We start from the raw sequence: 22,224 nt of genomic DNA on the forward strand, positions 1-22,224 counted from the left end.
AAAATTTGTAACGGTTTAGTATCTAGTTTATTGTTTTTTAGCAGTACTCATCATAAGCAGCCTGAAGGTTTGCAGCAATTGCTCCCGCAGGATTTCCTTCAATATGATGTCTTTCCAGCATGTGAACCAATTCTCCATCCTTGAAAAGTGCTACACAAGGAGAACTTGGCGGGAATGGAGCAAGATGTTTTCTTGCTTCTACTACGGCCTCAGTATCAAACCCTGCAAATACAGTCGTTAAGTGATCAGGTTTTTTGTCTCCTGTTAAAGAGTAAACGACTCCCGGTCTTGCAGCACCAGCTGCACATCCACATACGGAGTTGATTACTAAAAGAGTCGTTCCGGATTGCTTTAAAGCATCTTCTACCTGAGTAGGAGTTGTTAAATCCTGGAAACCTTTATCTGTAAGTTCAGCCTTCATAGGCATTACTAAATCTGTTGGATACATAAATTTTGTTTTTATCAGTACAAAGTTAAACAATTCTTTAGTTTTGGTCAATATATAATAACTATGAGTAGATTAGGTATATAAAATTAACCAAATATTAATATTGCAATAATATTCATAAAAATGTGAATTAAAATTAGGAATAATGAAATATAATTATTAAATTTGAAATGATTCTGAAAAACAGACGACCATGAAAAAAACATTTAAGGCTTTCCCTCAAGCAATCAATCACTTAATACTGTCTGAAATATGATCGTATCTAAACTCTTTTTTTAAAGTTTTTTGAATCAATTGACTTTAATATCCAAAAAATGAAGCCCGAGACTCAAAAAGTCCCGGGCTTCTTAATCAAATCGATATGCAAAGGTTGTATATCCTTAGTTATGGAACGTAATACGTGTTTATAAGATCCGGAATTAACCCTGATCTAAACCTGTATCACATTATGAAAGGAGCTTTTTAACCATCTCGGAAATGCTTTTTCCGTCTGATTTTCCGGCTAATGCTTTTGAAGCAACTCCCATTACCTTTCCTAAATCTTTCATAGATTCGGCTCCGGTTTCTGAAATTATATTCTTAATTTCTGTTTCTAATTCTTCTGCAGAAAGCTGTTTAGGTAAATACTTTTCAATTACTTTCATTTGAGCTTCTTCCACTTCCGCAAGATCCTGCCTTCCCTGGGCAGCAAACTGCTCAAAAGAATCTTTACGCTGTTTGATCATTCTCTGAAGAATAGCAATTTCCTGTTCTGCAGAAACTTCAGCACCTCTGGCTTCAGTTTGCAAAAGAAGAATTTGAGATTTTACAGCACGAAGAGAATCAAGGGCAACCCTATCTTTCTCTCTCATCGCTGTTTTTATGGCTTCGCTTATTGTATGTTCTAAACTCATGGTTTTAAATTTAACAATGTATCAATGTAACAGTTTACCAATGAAAAAGTAGTAATTGTTACATTGGTACATTTCTACATTGTTATATTATTTAGTCTACGTCTTTATTTAAAAATCTGTTTTCTCTGATTTGCATAGAACCATTGTTGTCAGACATATAGGTATTGATATTTTGGTCTGATGCATTAGTTCCGTCAATAGAGATGTTTTTTCTCTTAAAAGCAGGAATAGATTCGAATTCGCTTGTGCTGTCAAAGCTTTGATAGCGAGAATTGAATTCTTTCAATTTATTTCTTCTTTCGATTACTCTGTCCTGATCGATCGTTTTGTTCACAAAAGTGAATTCTGATTCTTCAGTTTTAGGGGGTTCAATTTCTGTTTTGTTTTCAAAAGCAGGTTTTGTTTCCACTTTTGGTTCTTCTTTTTGGTAGAAGGTTTCAATTTTTTGAGCAGGTTCTGCTACAGCAGCATTTGTGGGCGTATTAAATTCTGCTTTAGGCTGTCCATAATCTGTCTTTGGTTCGTTTTTGATAGGCTCATTAACGAAGAAATTGAATTCTACTGGTTTCTCTTGTGAAGAGCCACTGTTGAATACATTACCAGACTGAGGATCTTCTTTTTTGTTATCAAAATCAAAAGAGAAAGACTGAATTTCCAAATCGTTTGGATCTTCCTCTTCTTCAATGGACAGTAGGCTGTATTCTTCTTGCTCCTCTTCGTTTCTCCACTCTTGCTCAGGAGTGTTGATTATATTTCTTCTTTATCAAAGAAATTGATCTCTGTTCTGATTTCCTCTTCCTGAATAATCATTTTTTTTTCGGTAGAAGTCACATTGAACGAAGTGTCATGGTCTTCATCATCCAATCTGAAAAGACTTTTTCTTCCGAAATCGTGTGTTGCCTCTGGGGCAGACTCTCTTTCTTCTCTTGTTTTAAAAGGAGAAGACTTTTGGGAGTCTAAATTATCATTAAGACTGATTCTGATTTTTTCCGTAGGGCCTGCAAATTTCTTATTATCATTAGAGAATCCTGTTGCAATAACAAGAACACTTACTGCATCTCCTAATTCTTCATCAGCACCAACTCCGAAAATAATATCCGCTGTATTTCCGGCTTCTTTCTGGATATGATCCATAATGATACCGATTTCATCCATGGTTACTTCTTCTGCACCACTTCTGATCAACAATAGTACATTTTTAGCACCTGTGATCTTGTTGTCATTCAATAACGGAGAATCTAATGCTTTTCTTACTGCTTCTTCGGCTTTATTTTCACCTGAAGCAGAACCTGTGGACATCAATGCTGTACCAGAGTTTTGAAGTACAGATTTAGCATCTCTAAAGTCAATGTTTACATCAAAATACCCGGTAATAACTTCTGCCATACCTTTTGCAGCATTGGCTAGCACTTCATCAGCTTTAGAGAATCCCTGTTTGAATCCAAGGTTTCCAAATTGCTGTCTTAATTTATCATTGTTGATCACAATCAGTGAGTCAACATTATTTTTTAATTTATCAAGTCCGTTTTCTGCCTGTTCTAGTCTTCTTTTTCCTTCGAAGCTGAAAGGAACGGTAACAATACCAACGGTTAAGATTCCCATGTCTTTTGCTACTTTAGCAATGACAGGAGCAGCTCCGGTTCCGGTACCACCTCCCATTCCGGCAGTGATGAACACCATTTTAGTGTTTTGTCCCATGGCAGCCTTGATGTCTTCAATACTTTCGATGGCTGATTTTTCTCCTACTTCAGGGTCGGCTCCAGCTCCTAATCCCTCGGTAATAGTAGTTCCTAATTGAACTTTATTAGCAACAGGGTTATTGTCCAGAGTTTGAGCATCTGTATTACAAATCACGAAATCAACTCCGTGGATTCCTTTTTCGTACATGTGCTTTAGAGCGTTGTTTCCTCCGCCTCCTACACCGATTACTTTTATGATGGATGAATTTCCTTTTGGTAGGTCAAATGAAAATCCTTGTGTACCTATATTTTCCATAACTATATTTTTAATAATTGATTGATGATAATTGATAAGGAAAAGATCGTTTATCGCTTATCACTCATCATTTATAATTTACTCTACTTCTTCAAAGAATTTTTTTACTTTTTCCATAAGCGATTGGCCAAAGGTCAATCTTGCTTTTCTGTTTTCCTGCTTTTCATTGGCAACCGGTTGTTCCTGAACAGGAGCAGCAGTTGGTTGAATAGGTTGAACAGTTTCTGCTTGTGCAGGAGCTACTTCAGGCTTAGTCTGCTCTTTAATGATTTCTTCTATATCATCAACAGTCTGTTTTTTATCCCTGATCTTCAAACTTTCCATCAGTAAACCAATAGACGTAGCAAATTCGGGGCCTTTCAGATACTGATTTTTATCGTTGGCAATATATTCATTTGCAAAACCAATTCTACTGTCAAAACCTGTGGTATAATTGGCCAGCTGTCTAAGATGTTTTAAGTTTGATCCACCACCCGTCAGAACAATTCCGGCAATCAGCTTTTTCTTTTGTTCAAAGGCTCCGTAGGCTTTCAATTCGGTGTTTACCATTTCTAAAATTTCTTCTACTCTTGCATTGATGATTTGTGCAAGGGTTTTTAAGGAAATTTCCTTGTCTGGTCGCCCATGAAGTCCCGGAATTGTTACAAAAGTACTGTCTTTTTCTAATTCGGGAACAGCCGAACCGAATTTTACTTTCAATTGTTCAGCATGTTTTTCAATAATGGAGCATCCTTCTTTAATATCTTCCGTGATAATTCCGCCTCCGTAAGGGATTACGCAGGTATGACGGATGATATTGTCTTTGAAGATGGCAATATCTGTGGTACCCCCTCCGATATCTACAATAGCTACTCCTGCTTCTTTTTCTTCTTTGGTAAGAACAGCTTCTGAAGAGGCTAATGGTTCTAAAGTAAGGGCTTCCATTTCTAGTCCGGCTTCACGAACGCATCTTGCAATATTTCGGATGCTTCCCATTTGCCCAACTACAACGTGGAAGTTAGCTTCTAAACGTTTTCCGTGCATTCCGACCGGCTCTTGAATTTCACCTTCGGAATCCACTTTATATTCTTGTGGAAGGACATGGATAATTTCTTCTCCAGGAAGCATAACCAGTTTCTTGACCTGATCTTTTAATGCTTCAATATCATCATCTGTGATGAATTTATCCGGATGTTCACGCATAATATAATCGGAGTGCTGCAGAGAACGGATGTGTTTTCCTGCAATACCTACCGTAACTTTGCGGATAGGAACCCCGGCACTGGATTGTGCCTCGGATACTGCAGCCTTGATTGAATTAATTGTCTGTGAAATATTATTCACAATACCTTTATGAACACCAAGACTTTTAGCTTTTCCTACACCGAGAACTTCTATCTTCCCGTGTGCATTCCTTCTTCCGACAATCGCGACTATCTTTGTTGTCCCGATGTCCAGACCTACTGAATACTCTTGATTTTCCATTTTTATATCGATTTGATTTTTTCTACTTTTTCCATACAGGACTCCACCCTGCTTTGTGTTAAATTGCCCTTTTGGGGACTCTTTTTTATTCTATTTTCACCTTTGGTTTCGGCTTTGGCTTGGACTGTGCCGGGGCCGTTGTCTTTTTCTCTGTTTTCTTTGCTTCCTTGGCCTGTGTTTTTGGCTTTGTTCTCTCTTTCGGTTTTACCGGGGTAGGATTTGCCTTTTTTGCTTCGGCTATTTTTGGCTTTGCTTCTGTTTTTTTGGCAGCAGCTGTTAGTGCTGGAGCTTTTGCCATTTCTAATTTACCAGCCTTCAGAATACTATCGTTTTCTTTGAAGTGTGGATTTAGAGTGGTTACAATCTGATTCTGATATTTTACAGAAACCATGTTATACTTCTGAGGATCCTGATAGACCAGATATTTTTCCACAAAAGTTTTAAATCCTTTTACTTTAAAATCAATATTATCAAGATCTCCAATTTCCACTTTATAGTTTCCTTCACTGGTCAGTAGATTATAACTTTCTTTACTTTTTGAAATTCCAATGAAGAATTTCTTGCTAAAATCATCATGATCAATTTTTCCAACTAATTCTGCCAGTTTTTCGTATTCATCCGATTGTACATTTCCTGTGACCAGCATACAAGGATGGGAATAGGTTCTTGAAATAGGAAATTCAACACCTTTTTCATCCACATAAAAGTCTTTTCCATCTTTATTGAGTCTGAAAACGGGAACTCTTTGCTTGATATCCAGATTCAGTTTTCCGTTTAGATTTAAATATACATTGGCACTGTCAACAGCTGAAAGTGAGTTAATTTTTTTTTCTAATGCCGGAATATTAAGATCTCCTACTTTTCCTGATGGATTCTCCTTTCTTACAATGTCTCTGATATCTTTTTCATCAACAAAGTAAACAGGAGTTTTTTCATTCATTTTTACAGAAATCTTATTGTCAGTAATCTGTTGGCCACCGAATCTCTTCAACGAGAAACTCAGTAACAACCCAAGGATGATTACCGTGATAACAATTTTTAATATTCTGTACTTATTTTTCATACATTTTTTGTATTCATGTATTTATGTACAATGTATTCATGAATACGTAAATACATTATTACTTTTTACAATTTATTTATCCATTCGCAGATCGGATCATATAGGGTATCTATATTTCCGGCTCCTACTGTGAGAAGGATGTCAAAGTCTTTTTCTTTTATTTTTTCAAAAGCATCAGATAAAGTAGATACCTCTTTTTTATCTAATGTTACTTTTTCCAACAGCCATTTTGAAGTGATTCCTTCAAAATTCTCCTGAAGCTCTCTTGCCGGATAAATATCCAATAAGATCAACTCGTCTGCACTGCTCAGGCTTTCTGCAAATCCATCCGCAAAATCCCTTGTTCTGCTAAACAGGTGTGGCTGGAAGACTACTAACAGTTTTTTATTAGGATAAAATGTTTTGATAGAGCTCATTACCGCATTTATTTCTGTTGGATGGTGAGCATAATCGTCTATATAAATTTTACCATTTTCGTAAAAATGTTTGGTATATCTTCTTTTAATTCCCTTAAAATTGGCAATTGCCTTTTTCAGCGTATCAAAATCTGCGCCCAAATTGTGTAAAATAGCTAATGCTACTGTAGCATTTTCTACATTATGAATTCCCGGGATCTCCCAAACGAAATCTTTTATAGTCTCTGTTGGGGTATGGAAGTCAAAATAGATCTTATCATGATCCATTCTCAGGTTATCCGAGTAATAATCTGCCTTTTCATTTACGGCATAGGTTTGATGTCCTCTTCCGATTTCCACTCCTTTTCTTACGAACAGCTGTCTGTCTTCAGGAACCAAAGCTGCAAATTGTCTGAAACCTTCTTCAATATGGCTTTTATCTCCATAAATATCCAGGTGGTCTGCATCAGTAGAAGTTACCACGGCCCAATCCGGAGATAGGTTCAGAAAGCTTCTGTCATATTCATCTGCTTCCACCACTGAATAGGTAGAACCATTATAGAGGAAGTTTGACTTAAAGTTCTCAGAAATGCCTCCTAAAAAGCATGAAAAAGGAAGGTTTACTTCCTTACATAAGTGAGAAACCAGGGTAGAAGTTGTCGTCTTCCCATGGGTTCCTGCTACTGCGATACAATCTGTATTTTCGGTGATTAATCCTAAAACTTTGGCACGTTTCAACACTTCAAACTGATTTTGATTGAAGTAATCTAAAATTCCAAGCGTTTTGATAGCTGGAGTATAGATGACCAATGTATCTTCTTTTTGAAGGGAAGTTATTCTTTCGTCAATATGATCTTCAAAAACAATATCAATTCCTTCTTTCGTCAGATTTTGGGTAAGCTTGGTGTTGGTTTTATCATACCCCAATACTTTTTTCCCGGACGCATTGAAATAACGCGCTAATGCACTCATTCCGATACCCCCGATTCCAACGAAGTAAAAGTTTTGATAGGTTTCTAAATTCTTCATTTTTCTTTATATGTTTATCACTTTAAATATCTCATCTACAATCTCTTTGGTAGCATCTGGCTTAGCAAAATATTTCAGATTGTCGGACATTTCCTTTCTAACATTTTCATTTTCGCAGATTTCTGATAATGTATTCCAGAATTTTTCCTGCATTTCAGAGTCTTTTACCATTCTGGCCGCATTTTTTTCAACCAGATTCATGGCATTTTTGGTCTGGTGGTCTTCCGCTGCAAAAGGGAATGGTACCAATAAGACCGGTTTTTGTGCTACTGCCAACTCTGAAATGGCAATGGCACCGGCTCTTGAAACGATGATATCTGCTGCAGAATAAGCTAGTTCCATGTCTTTGATAAATTCACGGATCAGAATATTTCTGGTTACAGTATCTTTTGTTTTTTCAATAATATCTTTATAATCAAGCTTTCCTGTCTGCCAGATGAGCTGATAGTCTTTGTCTACAATTTCTTTTAAATGAGATTCCCAAGCATTGTTTAATGTTCTGGAGCCTAAAGATCCGCCTACCGAAAGAATGGTAAGTTTATCTTTATGTAATCCCATTTTTTGTTTTGCCTGAGAGGTTTCCTGCATTCCCGTAATAATCGTGGAACGAATTGGATTTCCCAGGAATTTTATTTTTTCTGCAGGAAATCCTGCTACTTTCGGATACGCTGTAAATATCGCTTTAGCTGCTTTACTTAAAATTTTGTTGGTTACTCCGGCATAGGCATTCTGTTCTTGAATAAAAACAGGAACTCCCAATTTGGTAGCTTCATATAAAGCAGGGCCACTTGCAAATCCTCCTGTTCCTATAGCAACATCCGGCTTGAAGTCTTTGATGATGTCTTTAGATCTGGACAAGCTTTTCAGAATCTTAAAAGGAAGTCCTAAGTTGGATAATAGGTTTCCTCTGTTGAATCCGGCGATATCAATTCCTTCAATTTTGTAGCCTGCTTGTGGAACTTTTTCCATTTCCATTTTTCCGTTGGCTCCAATGAACAAAAATTCTGCATCAGGAAATCTTTTTTTGATTTCATCAGCGATGGCGATGGCAGGGAAGATATGTCCTCCTGTTCCTCCGCCTGATAGTAATACTTTTAATTTTTTGCTCATTTTAATTAATAGGACTGCGTCCGATTTTTTGTTAAATCGTCCTTTTGGGACTTGGTTTATGCAATATCGTTTATTTCCGCTACGCTTTGCTTTTTGCCCATTCCTTCTTCATCATAAATCTGAATTCTTGAGCTTATATTTAAAATAATTCCTAACTGTAAATAGGTTACCAACATTGATGTTCCTCCGTAACTGATTAATGGCAATGGCTGCCCGGTTACCGGGATCAGATTGACAGCAACAGCAATATTTACTGATAACTGTATAAAAATCATTACTCCGAGACTGAGCACCATCAATGATCCGAAGAAGGCCGGCATTTTACTGGCGATCATCACGATCCTTATCATCATAATGAGATAGAGACTGATCAGGAAGGCTGCTCCAATTACTCCATATTCTTCTACAATAACTGCGAAGATAAAGTCAGAGGCAGATTGTGGAAGCATTTGTTTTAAGGCACTTTTTCCTGGCCCCATTCCGGTAATTCCACCGTGTACAATAGCTGCTTTGGCCTGCATTACCTGATAATTTTTGGCTTTTACACTTTCGTCATCGGTATCAGCTGATTTTGCCTTGCTTGATGTAAATGTTTCAATACGGCTCATCCATGTGTGAACACGGTTTCCGCCGATCATATTGGTATTCAATGCAATCAATAGAAAGAAGACAATGGCTACAAATGATGCCGAAATAAATCCTGCAATGTATTTCCAGTGAAGCTGACCAACAATCAAGACAATGACTGAAACCATCAGAATCATTAATGCTGTGGAACCATTATCTTTGGCTACTAACACAACAAGAAGAATGGGTCCGAAAATGTACATGATATTCTCTATAGGAAGCCTTTCTCTTGTAATCTTCTTGGTGAGATATCTGCATAAATAGATAATCAACATCAAGAAGGCGAATGATGAGGGCTGGAATGAGATGGGTGTTCCCGGAATTTTAAGCCATCTGGAAGCACTGGCTCCATCAATGGTTTGTCCGGTAAACATAGTAACAATCAACAACACAATCATCAGCCCCAGCAAAATACTGCTGAGCTTTCCGATGTATTCATATTTTATTGTTCCTACAAGCCGCATAATGGCTAATCCCAGAACTACAAAGAACATATGTTTGATAACGTGACCTGTAGTGGTTCCGTTATTCACAATGTATTCCAGGTTTGAACTTGCAGAGTAAACAGGGAAAATAGAGAAAATGGAGATCACAAGAATGACCATCCAAAGTACTTTATCACCCTTTAGAAATTCAAATCTGCTTTCTGTATTCTGCTCGTCCATAATTATTGTATTCATGTATTGATGTAAGATGTATTCATGATGGAATGATCATGAATATTATACCTACTTTTTACACTGTTTTTAATACCTGCTCTTTAAACTGACGTCCTCTGTCTTCATAGCTTTTGAATAAATCAAAGCTTGCACAACATGGAGAAAGTAGAACAGTGTCTCCTTTTTTGGCCAGTGATTTTGATATTTTCACGGCTTCTTCCATGCTTGAAGTATCATAAATAAACTCCTTTTTATCTTTGAAGAAATCTATAATCTTCTTATTATCAACTCCAAGACAAACAATTGCCTTTACTTTTCTTTTGACTAAATCTTCAATTTCAGTATAGTCATTTCCTTTATCTAATCCTCCAACGATCCATACGGTTGGAGTTTTCATGCTTTCTAAAGCGTAGTAAGTAGCATTCACATTGGTTGCTTTACTATCATTGATGTATTTTACACCCTCTGTTTCTGTAACGAATTCCAATCTGTGTTCTACAGCTTGGAATGTCATTAATGAATGCCTGATGCTTTCGTTGTTTATTTTCAATATCTTACCGGCAATAGATGCGGCTAAGCTATTGGCAACATTATGATTCCCAAGTAAGGATAATTCTTCAACTTTCATTGAGAATTCATCCTTCATTTTTACGACAATCTGATCATCATTTACAAAACCTCCTTCAGGAAGCTGTTCCTTTGTGGAGAAAGGAATCATCTTCGCTTTTATTTCTAATTTTTCAAGCAGGTTTTTGCTCATTTCATCATCTTTGTTGTAGATGAAGAAGTTATCATTTTCCTGATTTTCAGTGATTCTGAATTTTGCCAAAGCATATTCTTCATAGTTGTAGTTGTATTGATCCAGGTGATCCTGAGACAGGTTCAACAATAAAGAAATATAAGGTCTGAAGTTCTGAATATCATCTAGTTGGAAAGAGCTTACTTCCAATACATAATATTCATGGTTTTCATCAGCCACCTGTTTTGCAAAGCTGTATCCAATGTTTCCCCCTAAACCTACATTTAATCCGTCATTTTTCAGGATATAGTAGATCAGGGAAGTGGTGGTTGTTTTTCCGTTGCTCCCTGTAATGGCAATGATCTTAGCATCTGTAAATTCAGAAGCGAATTCAATTTCTGAGGAAAGTCTGATTCCTTTTTCATGAATTTTGTGGATGATCTCTGCCTTTTTTGGGATTCCCGGACTTTTTACGATCCAATCGGCATTTAAAATCCTTTCTTCATCGTGGTTTCCTTCTTCAAATTCAATTCCATTTTCGGTAAGAAACTGCTTATAGGTATCTTTAATGGCTCCTTTATCTGAAAGAAATACTTCCAGACCTTTCTTTTTAGCCAAATAAGCAGCTCCACATCCGCTTTCTCCTCCTCCTAAAACAACTATTTTCATATTATTTTGATTTAATGATTAAAAGATTTAATGATTAAAAAATTTTTCAATGTTTAAATCTTTCAATTTTTAAATTGATCTTATCTCATTTTTAAGGTGATCAGACAAACAATTGCCAGTATTACTCCAATGATAATCATTCTGTTTACGATTTTACTTTCGTGAAATCCATCTTTCTGATAATGATGGTGTAATGGTGACATTTTGAATAATCTATTGTTTTGGGCGTATTCCAACCCATATTTTTTCTTTCTGTATTTGAAAACGATTACCTGAAGCATTACAGATAGGTTTTCGATCAAAAATATTCCGCATAAAACAGGAATCAATAATTCTTTTCTTAGAATAATCGCTAATACGGCAATAACTCCTCCCAACATTAAACTTCCCGTATCTCCCATGAAAACCTGGGCAGGATAGGTGTTGTACCAGAAGAATCCTATTACAGCTCCTACCATAGCGACAGCAAAAATGGTGGTCTCTCCCATATTCGGTAGGAACATGATATTGAGATAATCTGCAAAGATGATGTTCCCTGAAAGGTAGGCGAAAAGGGCAAGGGTAAGCAGTATTATGGCACTGGTTCCTGCGGCGAGACCATCTATTCCGTCGGTAATATTAGCTCCATTGGAAACCGCTGTTACAATGAAGATTACGATGGGTATAAAGACAATCCATGCCCATTCGTGGGCATCTTTTTCATTCATCCAAAACAGGATTCCGCTATAGTCGAACTCATTGTTCTTTGCGAATGGAACTGTAGAAACAGTGATTTTTTCTGTAGGCATAAAGTTCTGCTCTACATTGTTTCTGTTCACTACTTTTGCATCTGCATACTTTCTTTTCACGGTAATATCCGGGTGGAAATACATCGTAACTCCTACAATTAGGCCTAAACCAACTTGTCCTACAATTTTGAATTTACCGCTTAGTCCGTCTTTATTTTTCTTTATTTTCTTTAAATAATCATCCAGGAATCCAATGGCTCCCATCCAGAACATTGAAACCAATAGTAATACAATATATACGTTGGTAATTCTTGTAAACAACAATACAGGAATAATAGTCGCCAAAATAATAATAAGCCCTCCCATAGTAGGAGTTCCTTCTTTCTGTTTTTGGCCGTCTAATCCAAGATCACGGACTAATTCGCCCATTTGTTTTGTTCTCAGGTAGTTAATGACTCTTTTTCCATAAACAAGAGCAATAATTAAAGAGAACAATACCGCCATTCCGGCACGGAAGGAAATGTATTTCAACAATCCTAATCCCGGAACGTGAATTCCATGGTCGGTTAGATATTCGTATAGATAGTATAGCATGTTTCTGTTTTTTTATTATTTAAAAATTTAATTTATTTAAAGATTTAAAGATTGGGTTTCTCAATATTTTCACTTAAATACTTAATAAAGTTTGATATGTTTGAAGAAATTTCTCTCGAAAGGGTAATGATTTCTTCTGCTTTATTTTGGTCACCTAATTTTAATCTTCTGCTTACAATCAGCATGCTTCTTACTTCAGCACAGCTGCCTTTTGCAATTTTTAAATATCTAATAAATTGTCTGTTATTGTTATATTCTGAGCCTTCCGCAATATTGTTGCTAATTGAAAAACTCGCTCTTTTTATCTGGTTATTAAATTCAAATTCTTTTTCAAAACTTTGACTTTGAAGAAATGAATAAACTTTTTCAATAAGATCTAAACTTTTGATATATACTGGAAAATTTTCAAAATTCTTCGTCATAATCAAATTTTTAAATCTTTCAATGAATTCAATCTTTCAATTTACTTGGACATTAATTTCCAAAGCTCATTAATTACTTCTTTGTCATCAAAATGATGTTTTACACCATTTATCTCCTGATAGTTTTCGTGCCCTTTTCCAGCTACGAGAATGATATCTTTAGGTTCTGCAAACTTGATAGCCATTTTTATGGCTTCTTTTCTGTCAGGAATTGAAGTGTATTTGCTGAAGTTCTGAGGTTCAACACCGGCTTCAATTTCTTTTATAATTTGTCCAGGATCTTCTGTTCTCGGGTTATCTGAAGTGATGATTGCCAATGTTGATTTTTTAGTGGCAATATTTCCCATTTCAGGTCTTTTTGAGTGATCTCTGTCTCCTCCGCATCCGAAAACGGTGATTAATCTCTCGTTTTTGGTTCTGATATCATTGATACTGTCCAGGATGTTTTCTAAGGCATCCGGAGTGTGTGCATAATCTACGATAAAGAAAATTCCACCGTCCGATTTCATCGTTTCAAATCTTCCGGAAACTCTTTTTAACTGGCTGATGGCCTGAAGAATTTCGTCCTGTGCGAATCCAAGTTCTTCTGCTATTCCGAAAACAAGCAATAGGTTGTAGACATTGAATTTTCCAGTCAATGTTGTCCAGAATTCTTTTCCGTTGAAATTCAGCAGCATTCCGTTGAAATCAACCTCCAATAGTTTTCCGTGGAAGTCTGCCATTGTCTTCAAAGCATAAGACTTCTTTTTGGCCTTTGTATTCTGAAGCATGACATTCCCGTTTTTGTCATCTACATTGGTGATGGCAACGGCTGTATCTTCTAGTTCATCAAAGAATCTTTTTTTCGTTTTTAAATATTCTTCAAACGTTTTGTGATAATCTAAATGATCGTGGGTAAGGTTGGTAAATCCTGCTACTTTGAAGTGTAATCCTTCAATTCTGTTTTGAGCAATTCCGTGAGAACTTACTTCCATGAAAGCAAATTCGCAACCTTTTTCAACAGCCTCTGCTAATATTTTGTTGATGGTAATAACATCCGGAGTGGTATGAGTTGCTGGGATAATTTCTTCCCCAATTCTGATTTCAACGGTTGATAATAAAGCAGAATCATATCCTAAATTTCTGAATACATCAAAAAGAAGGGTAGAAACAGATGTCTTTCCGTTTGTTCCGGTAACTCCAATCAGCTTCAGTTTCCTGGATGGATTTCCGTAGAAGTTCGAAGCAAGATGACCTAAAGTTTTAGCAGAATCTTTAACTTTTATATAGGTTACGTTTTCTGCCAGTGTTTCAGGATATTCTTCACAAACAATTGTTGTTGCCCCCTTTTCAATAGAAGATGCAATGAATGAGTGTCCATCCACAACTGTTCCTCTTATTGCAATGTAAAGAGAGTTCTCTGTAACCTTTCTGCTGTCAAACACCAATTCTAATACCTCACGGTTGTTATCACCGTGAATTTCTATTACTGGGATTCTGTTTACTAATTCTGTTATTATCATTTTATATCAATAGGATTTTATCCTATTTTTTGTTAAGCCGTCCCTTTGGGACTCTGTTTTTTTAATTCTGTAGAGATAAATATATTCTCTGGTTCTTACCAATCGTTGTGCCTTCTAGCGGGAACTGTTCTTTGATTCGTCCAACTCCTTTAAAATCGACACGGTATCCTAAGTTTTCCAATTGCGGGATGACATTTTTACCAATCAATCCTACTACATTGGGCATTTGCTTATCAGTAACTGCTACTTTTACATTAGGTTCCACCATTTTGCTCAGGTTTACCTTTTTGTCTACGAGCATTTCTTTTTCAATGTTTTGTGGTGTTTTCAGGAAGGTTTTTCCTGCGATTTCCTTAAACACCGGTGCTGCTACGGGGCCTCCATAAAACCCAATTGATGTATTGGGTTCACTTACCATTACATAACAGGTATATTTTGGTGCATCTGCCGGATAGAATCCTGCGAATGATGCACGATACTTCATAGGGCCAGGAAGCCAATATTCAAATCTTGCGGTTCCTGTTTTTCCAGCCATTTTAAGGTTAGGGGTGAAGATACTTCGTCCGGTTCCTTTTTCTACTGCTTTGGTTAGTGCGCTGGTCATCATTTTGATGGCCTTTTCAGATGCCATTTTGTTTACCATTACTTCAGGTTTTGCACTGTACATTACCTTTCCGTCTTTCATGATCTTGTCGATGAATAATGGTTTAAGCATTTTACCGCCGTTCGCTACGCCGTTGTAGAATGTTGCCAACTGCAGCAAATTAACATTGGAAGAATATCCGAATGAAATAGAAGCAAGTGTAGCCGCGTTCCATCTTTTATTTTCCGGAGTTACAATCTTAGGTTTTGTGATTCCCGGAAGTTCGATGTCCATTTTGTCAAATAATTTCCAACGTTTTAAATGGTCAAGGAAAATCTGTGGCTTTTCAGCGTAATATTTTGTAATCAGTTTTGCTGTTCCTACGTTACTGGATTTAGCTAAAACATCACTGATATCGTAAGTTCCTCCTCCGTGACCGTCAGAAATTCTTTGTTTTGCATAGGTCCAAACACCGTTTCCTACATTTACCGTTGTGTTTTCATCGATAAACCCATCGTCCATTGCAGCTAAAAGCGAAATGGTTTTGAAGGTAGATCCGGGTTCTATATTATCTTTTAGTGCATAGTTGTAAGAATCTTCATAATCTCCTGATTCCGTTTTTCTTAAATTAACTAGCGCACGTACTTTTCCGGTTTCTACTTCCATCACAATTACGGTTCCGTGTTTTGCTTCGTAGTGAATCAGCTGCTTCTCTAATGCGGAGTGTGCAATGTCTTGAATTCTAAGGTCTAAGGTTGTATAAACATCTTCTCCATCAACTGGTTCCTGAACTTTCCAGAAATCAATTGGTTTCCATTGAGAAGAGTTGATTCTTTGCTCTAATCTTTTTCCGTCAGTCCCGGTTAAGTGTTTAGAGAAAGCTCCTTCTAATCCGGATTTAAGCTCTCCATTATCCATACCGATGGTTCCGGCACCGATTTCTGAAGTGGCAAGTTCTCTTTTGTAATTTCTGTCTACAATGAAACCGCCTTTGTTTTTCCCTCTTTTGAAGATCGGAAACTGTCTGATTCTGTCATATTGATCAAAATCAAGACCTTTTACCAAAGTATAATATTGGTTTTTCTTTTTCTTTTGTTCGTCGAATTTTTGTCTGAACTCTCCTCTGGATTTTCCGAACATTTTGCTCAGAGAATCCGTTAATGCTCCGATGTTGTTGCTGTAGATCGTATCTTTCATCGTTTTGAAGTCGAGATAGATATCGTAGCGCATTACGGTTGTTGCCAAAATGGATCCATCGGAAGCAAATAGGTTACCACGAGCTGCTTTTAAAGTAGCCTCCCGATAGTTTTTATTAATGTAATCATCCTTAATTTCCTGAACATTGGTGTTTTGAAGGATTACGATCCTTGCCAAGAACATTACAAACACGCACAAAGCTACCACTGCAAAGAGGTAGCCCCATCGTAACGTTTTTTTACGTTTATTGTCGTATTCATTTTGCTTTTGCATCTGTACTGTCCAGTTTTATTAGCAATTTATGAGGGTGGTTTTCGAGGGTCATTAAAGAGTCCCGCGCAACCTCTTTCCCCAGCTCTGATTCCATTTTTACCTTGATCAGCTTACTCTGGGCGTAAGCGTTTCTCGATTTATATTCTTCTGTTTCCTCCTTTAAGGCGTTTACAATTTTAATTTTCTTATTGACGAGATGGTTACTGTAAATCATAGCCATCATGAGGACAAACAACAAGAGAAAATACTTGTAATGTATTTTGATCTCATCACGATTCAGAAAATTACCTTTTATAATATCTATAAAAGTGAGTCTTTTCTGGGGGCGATTTGTTGTTCTTTTTGCCACTTCAATTAAATCAATTTGGTTTGCAGTGAATTTGTTTTTGTTGTCAATGATCAATCTTAATTTATTATTGACAATTCACTCATCCGCTTTTAAACTTTAATTCCTGTTCTCATTTTAGCACTTCTTGCTCTTGAATTTTCTTCAATCTCCTTATCATCCGGGATGATCGCCTTACTCTTTACAAGCTCGAATGCTTTTTTATAATTTCCGTAGATATCTCTTTCCGGTTCTCCTTCGAACATTCCGTTTTTCAGGAATCTTTTTACCAAACGGTCTTCTAGGGAATGGTAAGAGATTACTACTAATCTTCCTTCTGGTTTTAATATATTGAAAGCCTGAACCAACATTTCTTTCAATACTTCAAGTTCCTGGTTCACTTCTATTCTTACTGCCTGGAAAAGCTGGGCATAGAATTTATTCACTTTATGAGGTGGAAGATAGCTGAAAAGCTTTTTCAAATCCTCAGTGGTTTCTATGCTTTTTGTTTTTCTATGATGAACGATATCTCTTGCCAGCTTTCTTGCTTCTCTTAATTCTCCATAGTAATAAAAAATATCTGCGAGTTCTTCCTCGCCATATTCATTAATTACTCTTTTGGCATCAAGACTCTGCATTACATTCATTCTCATATCCAGAGGCGCATTGCTTCTTGTAGAAAACCCACGGTCTGCTTCGTCAAACTGATGAGAAGAAACTCCCAGGTCAGCCAAAACACCATCAACCTGAGGAACGCCATACATTAATAAAGAGTTTTCCAGAAATCTGAAATTCTGATTCACCAATGTAAATCTGGGATCATCAATTGTATTTTTAAGCGCATCCAGATCCTGGTCAAAGCTGAACAGTTTTCCTTTTTCGGAAAGTCTGCTCAAAATCTCCCTGGAGTGACCTCCACCTCCAAAGGTGCAGTCCACGTAAATTCCGTCAGGATTCGTCACCAAATCATCTACACTCTGCTTCAACAAAACGGGGTTATGATACATGCTTAATTGTGTTTTTTATTAATAAAATCCTTAATAACTTTACAGTTCTTCTTCGTCAAAAGAGCCCATTACATCTTCGGCTAGGCTGGCAAAATCAATTTCATTGGTGGCAATTACCTGTTCGTAGGCATCTTTGTCCCAAATTTCGAAGAGTTCTCCTGCGCTTGTGATCACAATCTCTTTTTGAAGATTTGCGAACGTCATCAGGTCTTTTGAAATCTGTAGTCTGCCTGCGTTGTCCAATTCTACTGTTTTTACTCCTGCCGTAAACATTCGTATGAAATCAGCATTCTTTTTTATGAATCTGTTCAGTTTATTAATTTTGCCCATTAGTTTATCCCATGCATTCATAGGATAGACCTCCAGACAAGGTTGGAACACAGATCTTTTGACTACAAATGCCTTGTCTTCGAAGTTTTCCATCTGTTTGATTAAAGATGAAGGAACTTTTAGGCGGCCTTTGTCGTCAATTTTACACTCATATGTTCCAATGAAATTTTTCATTTGGGACAAATTTATATAATAATTTCCAAAATTTCCCACTTTTTCCCACTTTTTGACTCAATGTTAATAAGTTTTATTAAAGATTGAGTTCTAAGAATGTAATTATCTGATATGTAGAAGGTTGTTAAAACTGTTATTTACGCCATAATAAAGCGATTTTGAAAAAAAAAGTTAAAAAGGGGAATATTGTATTATTTTTATCTTAAATTAGGATAATCAAAATATTTTTGAGGTTTAATTTGTATTTTTGCAGGGCTTTATTAAGGCATTAGTATGATATTTAGTACAAAAAAAGAAAAGAAATATTCCTATGTAGAGGCGGGGGAAGGACATCCATTGGTGCTGTTGCACGGATTAATGGGTGGTTTGAGTAATTTCGATAAAATGGTAGATTTTTTTTCAGACAGAGGATTCAAAGTATATGTTCCTCAGCTGCCGATCTATGATTTGCCGGTACTCAATACAAATCTTACCACTATAGCAAAATATATCATCAAGTTTATTGAAAGTCATATTTCAGAGCCTGTTAATATTGTTGGAAACTCAATGGGTGGACATGTAGGGCTTATTTTGACCTTGGCAAGACCTGATTTGGTAAAGAACCTGGTTCTAACCGGTAGCTCAGGCTTGTATGAGAGAACTTTCGGTGATAGTTTTCCAAGAAAGAATGACAGATCATATATCAGAAAGAAAACAGAAGAGGTGTTCTACGATCCTAAGATCGCTACTGAAGATCTTGTAGATGAAGTTTTTTCGGTGGTGAATGACAGAATGAAAGGAATAAAAACGGTAATGCTGGCAAGAAGTGCCATCAAACACAATATGTTAAATGATCTTCCAAAGATTCAAACACCTACTTGTTTAATCTGGGGAAAACAGGATAATGTGACTCCTCCGGAAGTTGCGGAAGATATGCATAAATTCATTCCGAATTCAGACCTGTTCTGGATTGATCATTGTGGCCATGCTGCCATGATGGAAAAGCCGGACGAATTTAACGAAATCCTTTTCAACTGGATAAAAGATAAAGTTTAAAATAAATAACAAATAACCATTAGGAGATTTTCTTAATGGTTTATTTTTCTAAAATATATTCAAAAATGGTTATTAAGACAGCAGAGTTTGTAAAGAGTAGTGGAAAATGGCAGGAATGTCCTGAACCAAATATTCCCGAATATGCTTTTATTGGAAGATCTAATGTAGGAAAGTCATCATTGATCAATGCCATGATGAATCATAAAGATTTGGCTAAAACTTCGGGAACTCCGGGGAAAACTCAGCTGATCAATCATTTTTTGGTGAATGAGAGTTGGTATCTTACCGATTTACCAGGATATGGATACGCAAAAGTTTCAAAAGTTCAACGAAAAGATTTTGAAAAACTGATCACCAATTATATTCTGAACAGGAGAAACCTGGTGAATCTTTTTGTTTTGGTAGATTCGAGGCATAATCCTCAAAAGATCGATCTTGAGTTTATTCAATGGTGCGGAGAAAGTGGTGTTCCTTTCTCAATTGTTTTTACAAAGGCAGATAAGCTAAAGCCTAATGTGATTATTAAAAATGTTGAAGATTATAAAACAGAACTTCATAAAACGTGGGAAGACCTTCCTGAATTATATGTGACTTCAGCAGAAAAGAAAGAAGGAGGAGAGCACATTCTCGACTTTATAGAAAAGACGAATGATTTTTTAAAAAATAATAGTGTAAGCTTTGATGAGTAATATTGTTTGGAAAATTAAAACTTTTGATGAGTTTACGGTTCCTGAGCTATATGCTATATTGAAAGCCCGCATTGATGTTTTTGTTATTGAACAGAACTGTCCTTATCCTGACCTTGATAATTATGACCAGAAAGCGGTTCATATCTGGGCAGAAGAAAATGAGGAAGTGCTTGCGTACTGCCGTATTTTTGATAAAGGAATAAAATATGATGAAGCTTCAATTGGAAGAGTTCTAACAACGGAGCAAGCAAGAGGGAAAAGTTTAGGAAAGTTATTGATCAAATATGCTATTGACACGATAGAAAATCGTTTTCATACTTCTGAGATCAGAATTTCAGCGCAGGATTATCTGTTGAAGTTCTACGGGGATTTTGGTTTTGAAGATACCGGAAAGAAATATTTGGAAGATGATATTCCACATACGGAAATGATTAAGAAATAAAATAAAGAAGGCGTCTCGGATGAGATGCCTTTTTCTTTTGCCTTGATTCTCTTTATGATACGTCAAGTTTTGGCGCTGTCTCTTAATATCTTCGTCATGTTAACCTTAAACAAGAGATTATTATGATTTTTACAGAAGATTTTTTTAGCCCAACGAGTGTTTATCCTTCAGAGGATCTAGTTCAATTAGTGGATAGTTTTACCAAGGAAAATGTGAACTATCAAAAGTATACAGGTTCTGCGACGGTAACTGATGATGGAGTCGTTTACAGAAAAAAAGGAAATGATTTTTATGTGGATATTAACTTTTTGACCAGTGGACAATTAAATATCCAAAGATTTGGTGCTAAAGGAGATGATCTTACAGATAATAGTATTGCGATCAAAAAGGCACTGGCATTTTGCGAAAATTACAGAAAAGAGAGAATAATACCTGAAAATGGCGCAGTGTATCGTCAATTTGACAAAGCGATTATTATATATTTTCCTAACGGTATTTATCGATATACTGATATTGGGAATATAAAAATAGAGAACCTGACTATTAAAGGAGAAACTTTCAGAGGTGTTGTTTTAAAATGTATGAAGGGAGGTATTGCATTGGAGATGGACGCATTTAAGGATAATAATGACTCACCACCGTTTTGTAAAAACTTAAACCTTAACAATATTGTTGTAGAAGGGCAGTATAATACAGAAGTATTGATCTTTGCCCAAGGAATAGCTCATAGTAATTGGGAGAATGTTGCTGTACGGGAAGCTGATAAAGACCTAGGAATTGGCTTTCATTTTAAAGGAGTTATGCTTTCCGGTTTCAAAAATTTACAATGTAGTTCTGATGTTGATACTGTTATGAATACAGGTAATAAAAATATTCCTTATCAGGGATTAAAACTGGATCACGGGCATAGAATAGAAAAAGAAAAAAAGATAAAAGACGGAAAAGAAGTAATAGAAGAAGTATTAAAAGGAATTGGAAATTGTAGTAACAATTCTTTTTATGATATTAAAATGGAGGGAATGCCTTTTGGAGTCAATATTTTTCAAGGTGATCAGAATACTTTTTATGGTGGAACTCCGGAATCCTGTACAAAGTATGGCTTAATGGTAAGCAGAGGAAGCCGTTATAATACATTTATTGGAAGTGCATTTGAAAATGATTATTCAATAGCAGATGTTCTTGATGATGGAATTCATACTGTATATATTAATTGCTATGCATCCAAAAAAGCTTGGTTCCAGGGTCAGGGGGCTACCGTTTTAGGAGGATTTTGGCAGGAAGTACAGATTGATAACTCTGCTGAAGCTACGAAAATAGAGAATGTAACCATTAAATATTTTACTTTACCAAGTGCAGGTATTATTGATAATGGGAAAATGACCACAATCCAAAATGTTAAGGATGATGTTCTTGGCGCATATATTCCTAATAAATATAATGCTACAATCCATGTAGGTTCAGCTCAAAGACCTGAGAATAATTCTGTAGGCTCCATGATATTTGATACAGATTTATTAAAACCGATCTGGTTTAATGGAAATAGCTGGGTAGATGCATCAGGAGCTATTGTTTAATATTCACTGAGCCCAGGATAATACTCTAGAATCCATAAAACGGCTGCTATAAAATAGCAGCTGTTTTATTTGTTATTTTTTAGGAGGAAATATTGGAAGTGTTTCTCCACTGGTATGAAGTTCTACGGGGACTTTGGTTTTGAGGATACCGGAAAGAAATATTTGGAAGATGATATTCCGCATACGGAAATGATTAGAAAATAAAAAAGCGAAGACCAGTCTTCGCTTTTTTATTTTTATAGATTCTGAATTTTGTAG

Annotated in this window: 19 protein-coding genes and 1 pseudogene; 4 read left to right on the forward strand and 16 right to left on the reverse strand. The window is 36.3% G+C overall.

Features of this window, described 5'->3' with window-relative positions:
- Nucleotides 1-37 precede the first annotated feature (37 nt).
- From QWZ06_RS27285 to mraZ, 16 genes and pseudogenes are all read right to left on the reverse strand, one after another.
- Nucleotides 38-448: a BrxA/BrxB family bacilliredoxin gene (locus QWZ06_RS27285; protein WP_079243608.1), complete on the reverse strand. Its 411-nt coding sequence runs from the start codon at nt 446-448 to the stop codon at nt 38-40.
- A 446-nt stretch (nt 449-894) separates the two neighbouring features.
- The gene (locus tag QWZ06_RS27290) at nt 895-1,341 is read right to left on the reverse strand and encodes a GatB/YqeY domain-containing protein (RefSeq protein ID WP_290302286.1); all 447 of its coding nucleotides are present in this window, start codon (nt 1,339-1,341) and stop codon (nt 895-897) included.
- A 91-nt stretch (nt 1,342-1,432) separates the two neighbouring features.
- Nucleotides 1,433-3,336: pseudogene (ftsZ, locus tag QWZ06_RS27295) on the reverse strand (cell division protein FtsZ).
- A gap of 78 nt (nt 3,337-3,414) precedes the next feature.
- Entirely contained in the window at nt 3,415-4,800 is a 1,386-nt protein-coding gene (gene ftsA / locus QWZ06_RS27300) for a cell division protein FtsA (protein WP_290302287.1), read from the reverse strand.
- Between the two features lie 85 nt (nt 4,801-4,885).
- Entirely contained in the window at nt 4,886-5,863 is a 978-nt protein-coding gene (locus QWZ06_RS27305; RefSeq protein ID WP_290302288.1) for a cell division protein FtsQ/DivIB, read from the reverse strand.
- Nucleotides 5,864-5,928: 65 nt separating this feature from the next.
- Nucleotides 5,929-7,287 carry a UDP-N-acetylmuramate--L-alanine ligase gene (gene murC, locus QWZ06_RS27310; protein ID WP_290302289.1) on the reverse strand — a complete coding sequence of 453 codons (1,359 nt, stop codon included), beginning with the start codon at nt 7,285-7,287 and terminating at the stop codon, nt 5,929-5,931.
- 6 nt (nt 7,288-7,293) lie between these two features.
- Nucleotides 7,294-8,397, reverse strand: a complete 1,104-nt coding sequence (gene murG, locus QWZ06_RS27315; RefSeq protein WP_290302290.1) for an undecaprenyldiphospho-muramoylpentapeptide beta-N-acetylglucosaminyltransferase — start codon at nt 8,395-8,397, stop codon at nt 7,294-7,296.
- 56 nt (nt 8,398-8,453) lie between these two features.
- Nucleotides 8,454-9,704: an FtsW/RodA/SpoVE family cell cycle protein gene (locus QWZ06_RS27320; RefSeq protein WP_290302292.1), complete on the reverse strand. Its 1,251-nt coding sequence runs from the start codon at nt 9,702-9,704 to the stop codon at nt 8,454-8,456.
- 55 nt (nt 9,705-9,759) lie between these two features.
- Nucleotides 9,760-11,091 carry a UDP-N-acetylmuramoyl-L-alanine--D-glutamate ligase gene (murD, locus tag QWZ06_RS27325; RefSeq protein WP_290302293.1) on the reverse strand — a complete coding sequence of 444 codons (1,332 nt, stop codon included), beginning with the start codon at nt 11,089-11,091 and terminating at the stop codon, nt 9,760-9,762.
- 80 nt (nt 11,092-11,171) lie between these two features.
- Nucleotides 11,172-12,413, reverse strand: coding sequence for a phospho-N-acetylmuramoyl-pentapeptide-transferase (mraY, locus tag QWZ06_RS27330; RefSeq protein WP_123909606.1), 1,242 nt, complete (start codon nt 12,411-12,413; stop codon nt 11,172-11,174).
- 44 nt (nt 12,414-12,457) lie between these two features.
- The gene (locus tag QWZ06_RS27335) at nt 12,458-12,835 is read right to left on the reverse strand and encodes a four helix bundle protein (RefSeq protein WP_290302294.1); all 378 of its coding nucleotides are present in this window, start codon (nt 12,833-12,835) and stop codon (nt 12,458-12,460) included.
- Nucleotides 12,836-12,876: 41 nt separating this feature from the next.
- Entirely contained in the window at nt 12,877-14,337 is a 1,461-nt protein-coding gene (locus QWZ06_RS27340) for a UDP-N-acetylmuramoyl-L-alanyl-D-glutamate--2,6-diaminopimelate ligase (protein WP_290302295.1), read from the reverse strand.
- A gap of 61 nt (nt 14,338-14,398) precedes the next feature.
- Nucleotides 14,399-16,390: a penicillin-binding transpeptidase domain-containing protein gene (locus QWZ06_RS27345; RefSeq protein ID WP_290302296.1), complete on the reverse strand. Its 1,992-nt coding sequence runs from the start codon at nt 16,388-16,390 to the stop codon at nt 14,399-14,401.
- The gene (locus QWZ06_RS27350) at nt 16,374-16,739 is read right to left on the reverse strand and encodes an FtsL-like putative cell division protein (protein WP_053327577.1); all 366 of its coding nucleotides are present in this window, start codon (nt 16,737-16,739) and stop codon (nt 16,374-16,376) included. Before QWZ06_RS27350 ends, QWZ06_RS27345 begins: the two co-directional genes overlap by 17 nt.
- Before the next feature lie 89 nt (nt 16,740-16,828).
- The gene (gene rsmH / locus QWZ06_RS27355; protein ID WP_290302297.1) at nt 16,829-17,722 is read right to left on the reverse strand and encodes a 16S rRNA (cytosine(1402)-N(4))-methyltransferase RsmH; all 894 of its coding nucleotides are present in this window, start codon (nt 17,720-17,722) and stop codon (nt 16,829-16,831) included.
- A 39-nt stretch (nt 17,723-17,761) separates the two neighbouring features.
- Nucleotides 17,762-18,226, reverse strand: a complete 465-nt coding sequence (gene mraZ / locus QWZ06_RS27360; RefSeq protein ID WP_290302298.1) for a division/cell wall cluster transcriptional repressor MraZ — start codon at nt 18,224-18,226, stop codon at nt 17,762-17,764.
- Between the two features lie 273 nt (nt 18,227-18,499).
- On the opposite strand from mraZ, the gene QWZ06_RS27365 reads away from it, so the two are divergent.
- From QWZ06_RS27365 to QWZ06_RS27380, 4 genes are all read left to right on the forward strand, one after another.
- Nucleotides 18,500-19,261: an alpha/beta fold hydrolase gene (locus QWZ06_RS27365; RefSeq protein WP_290302299.1), complete on the forward strand. Its 762-nt coding sequence runs from the start codon at nt 18,500-18,502 to the stop codon at nt 19,259-19,261.
- 65 nt (nt 19,262-19,326) lie between these two features.
- Nucleotides 19,327-19,950, forward strand: a complete 624-nt coding sequence (gene yihA, locus QWZ06_RS27370) for a ribosome biogenesis GTP-binding protein YihA/YsxC (RefSeq protein WP_290302300.1) — start codon at nt 19,327-19,329, stop codon at nt 19,948-19,950.
- A complete protein-coding gene (locus QWZ06_RS27375; protein WP_290302301.1) occupies nt 19,943-20,392 on the forward strand; it encodes a GNAT family N-acetyltransferase in 450 nt (149 codons plus the stop codon). Before yihA ends, QWZ06_RS27375 begins: the two co-directional genes overlap by 8 nt.
- Nucleotides 20,393-20,514: 122 nt before the next feature.
- Complete coding sequence (locus QWZ06_RS27380; protein ID WP_290302302.1) at nt 20,515-21,966, forward strand: glycosyl hydrolase family 28-related protein; 1,452 nt, start codon at nt 20,515-20,517, stop codon at nt 21,964-21,966.
- Nucleotides 21,967-22,224: the final 258 nt, after the last annotated feature.

Source organism: Chryseobacterium tructae (genome assembly GCF_030409875.1).
Lineage (GTDB): Bacteria > Bacteroidota > Bacteroidia > Flavobacteriales > Weeksellaceae > Chryseobacterium > Chryseobacterium tructae.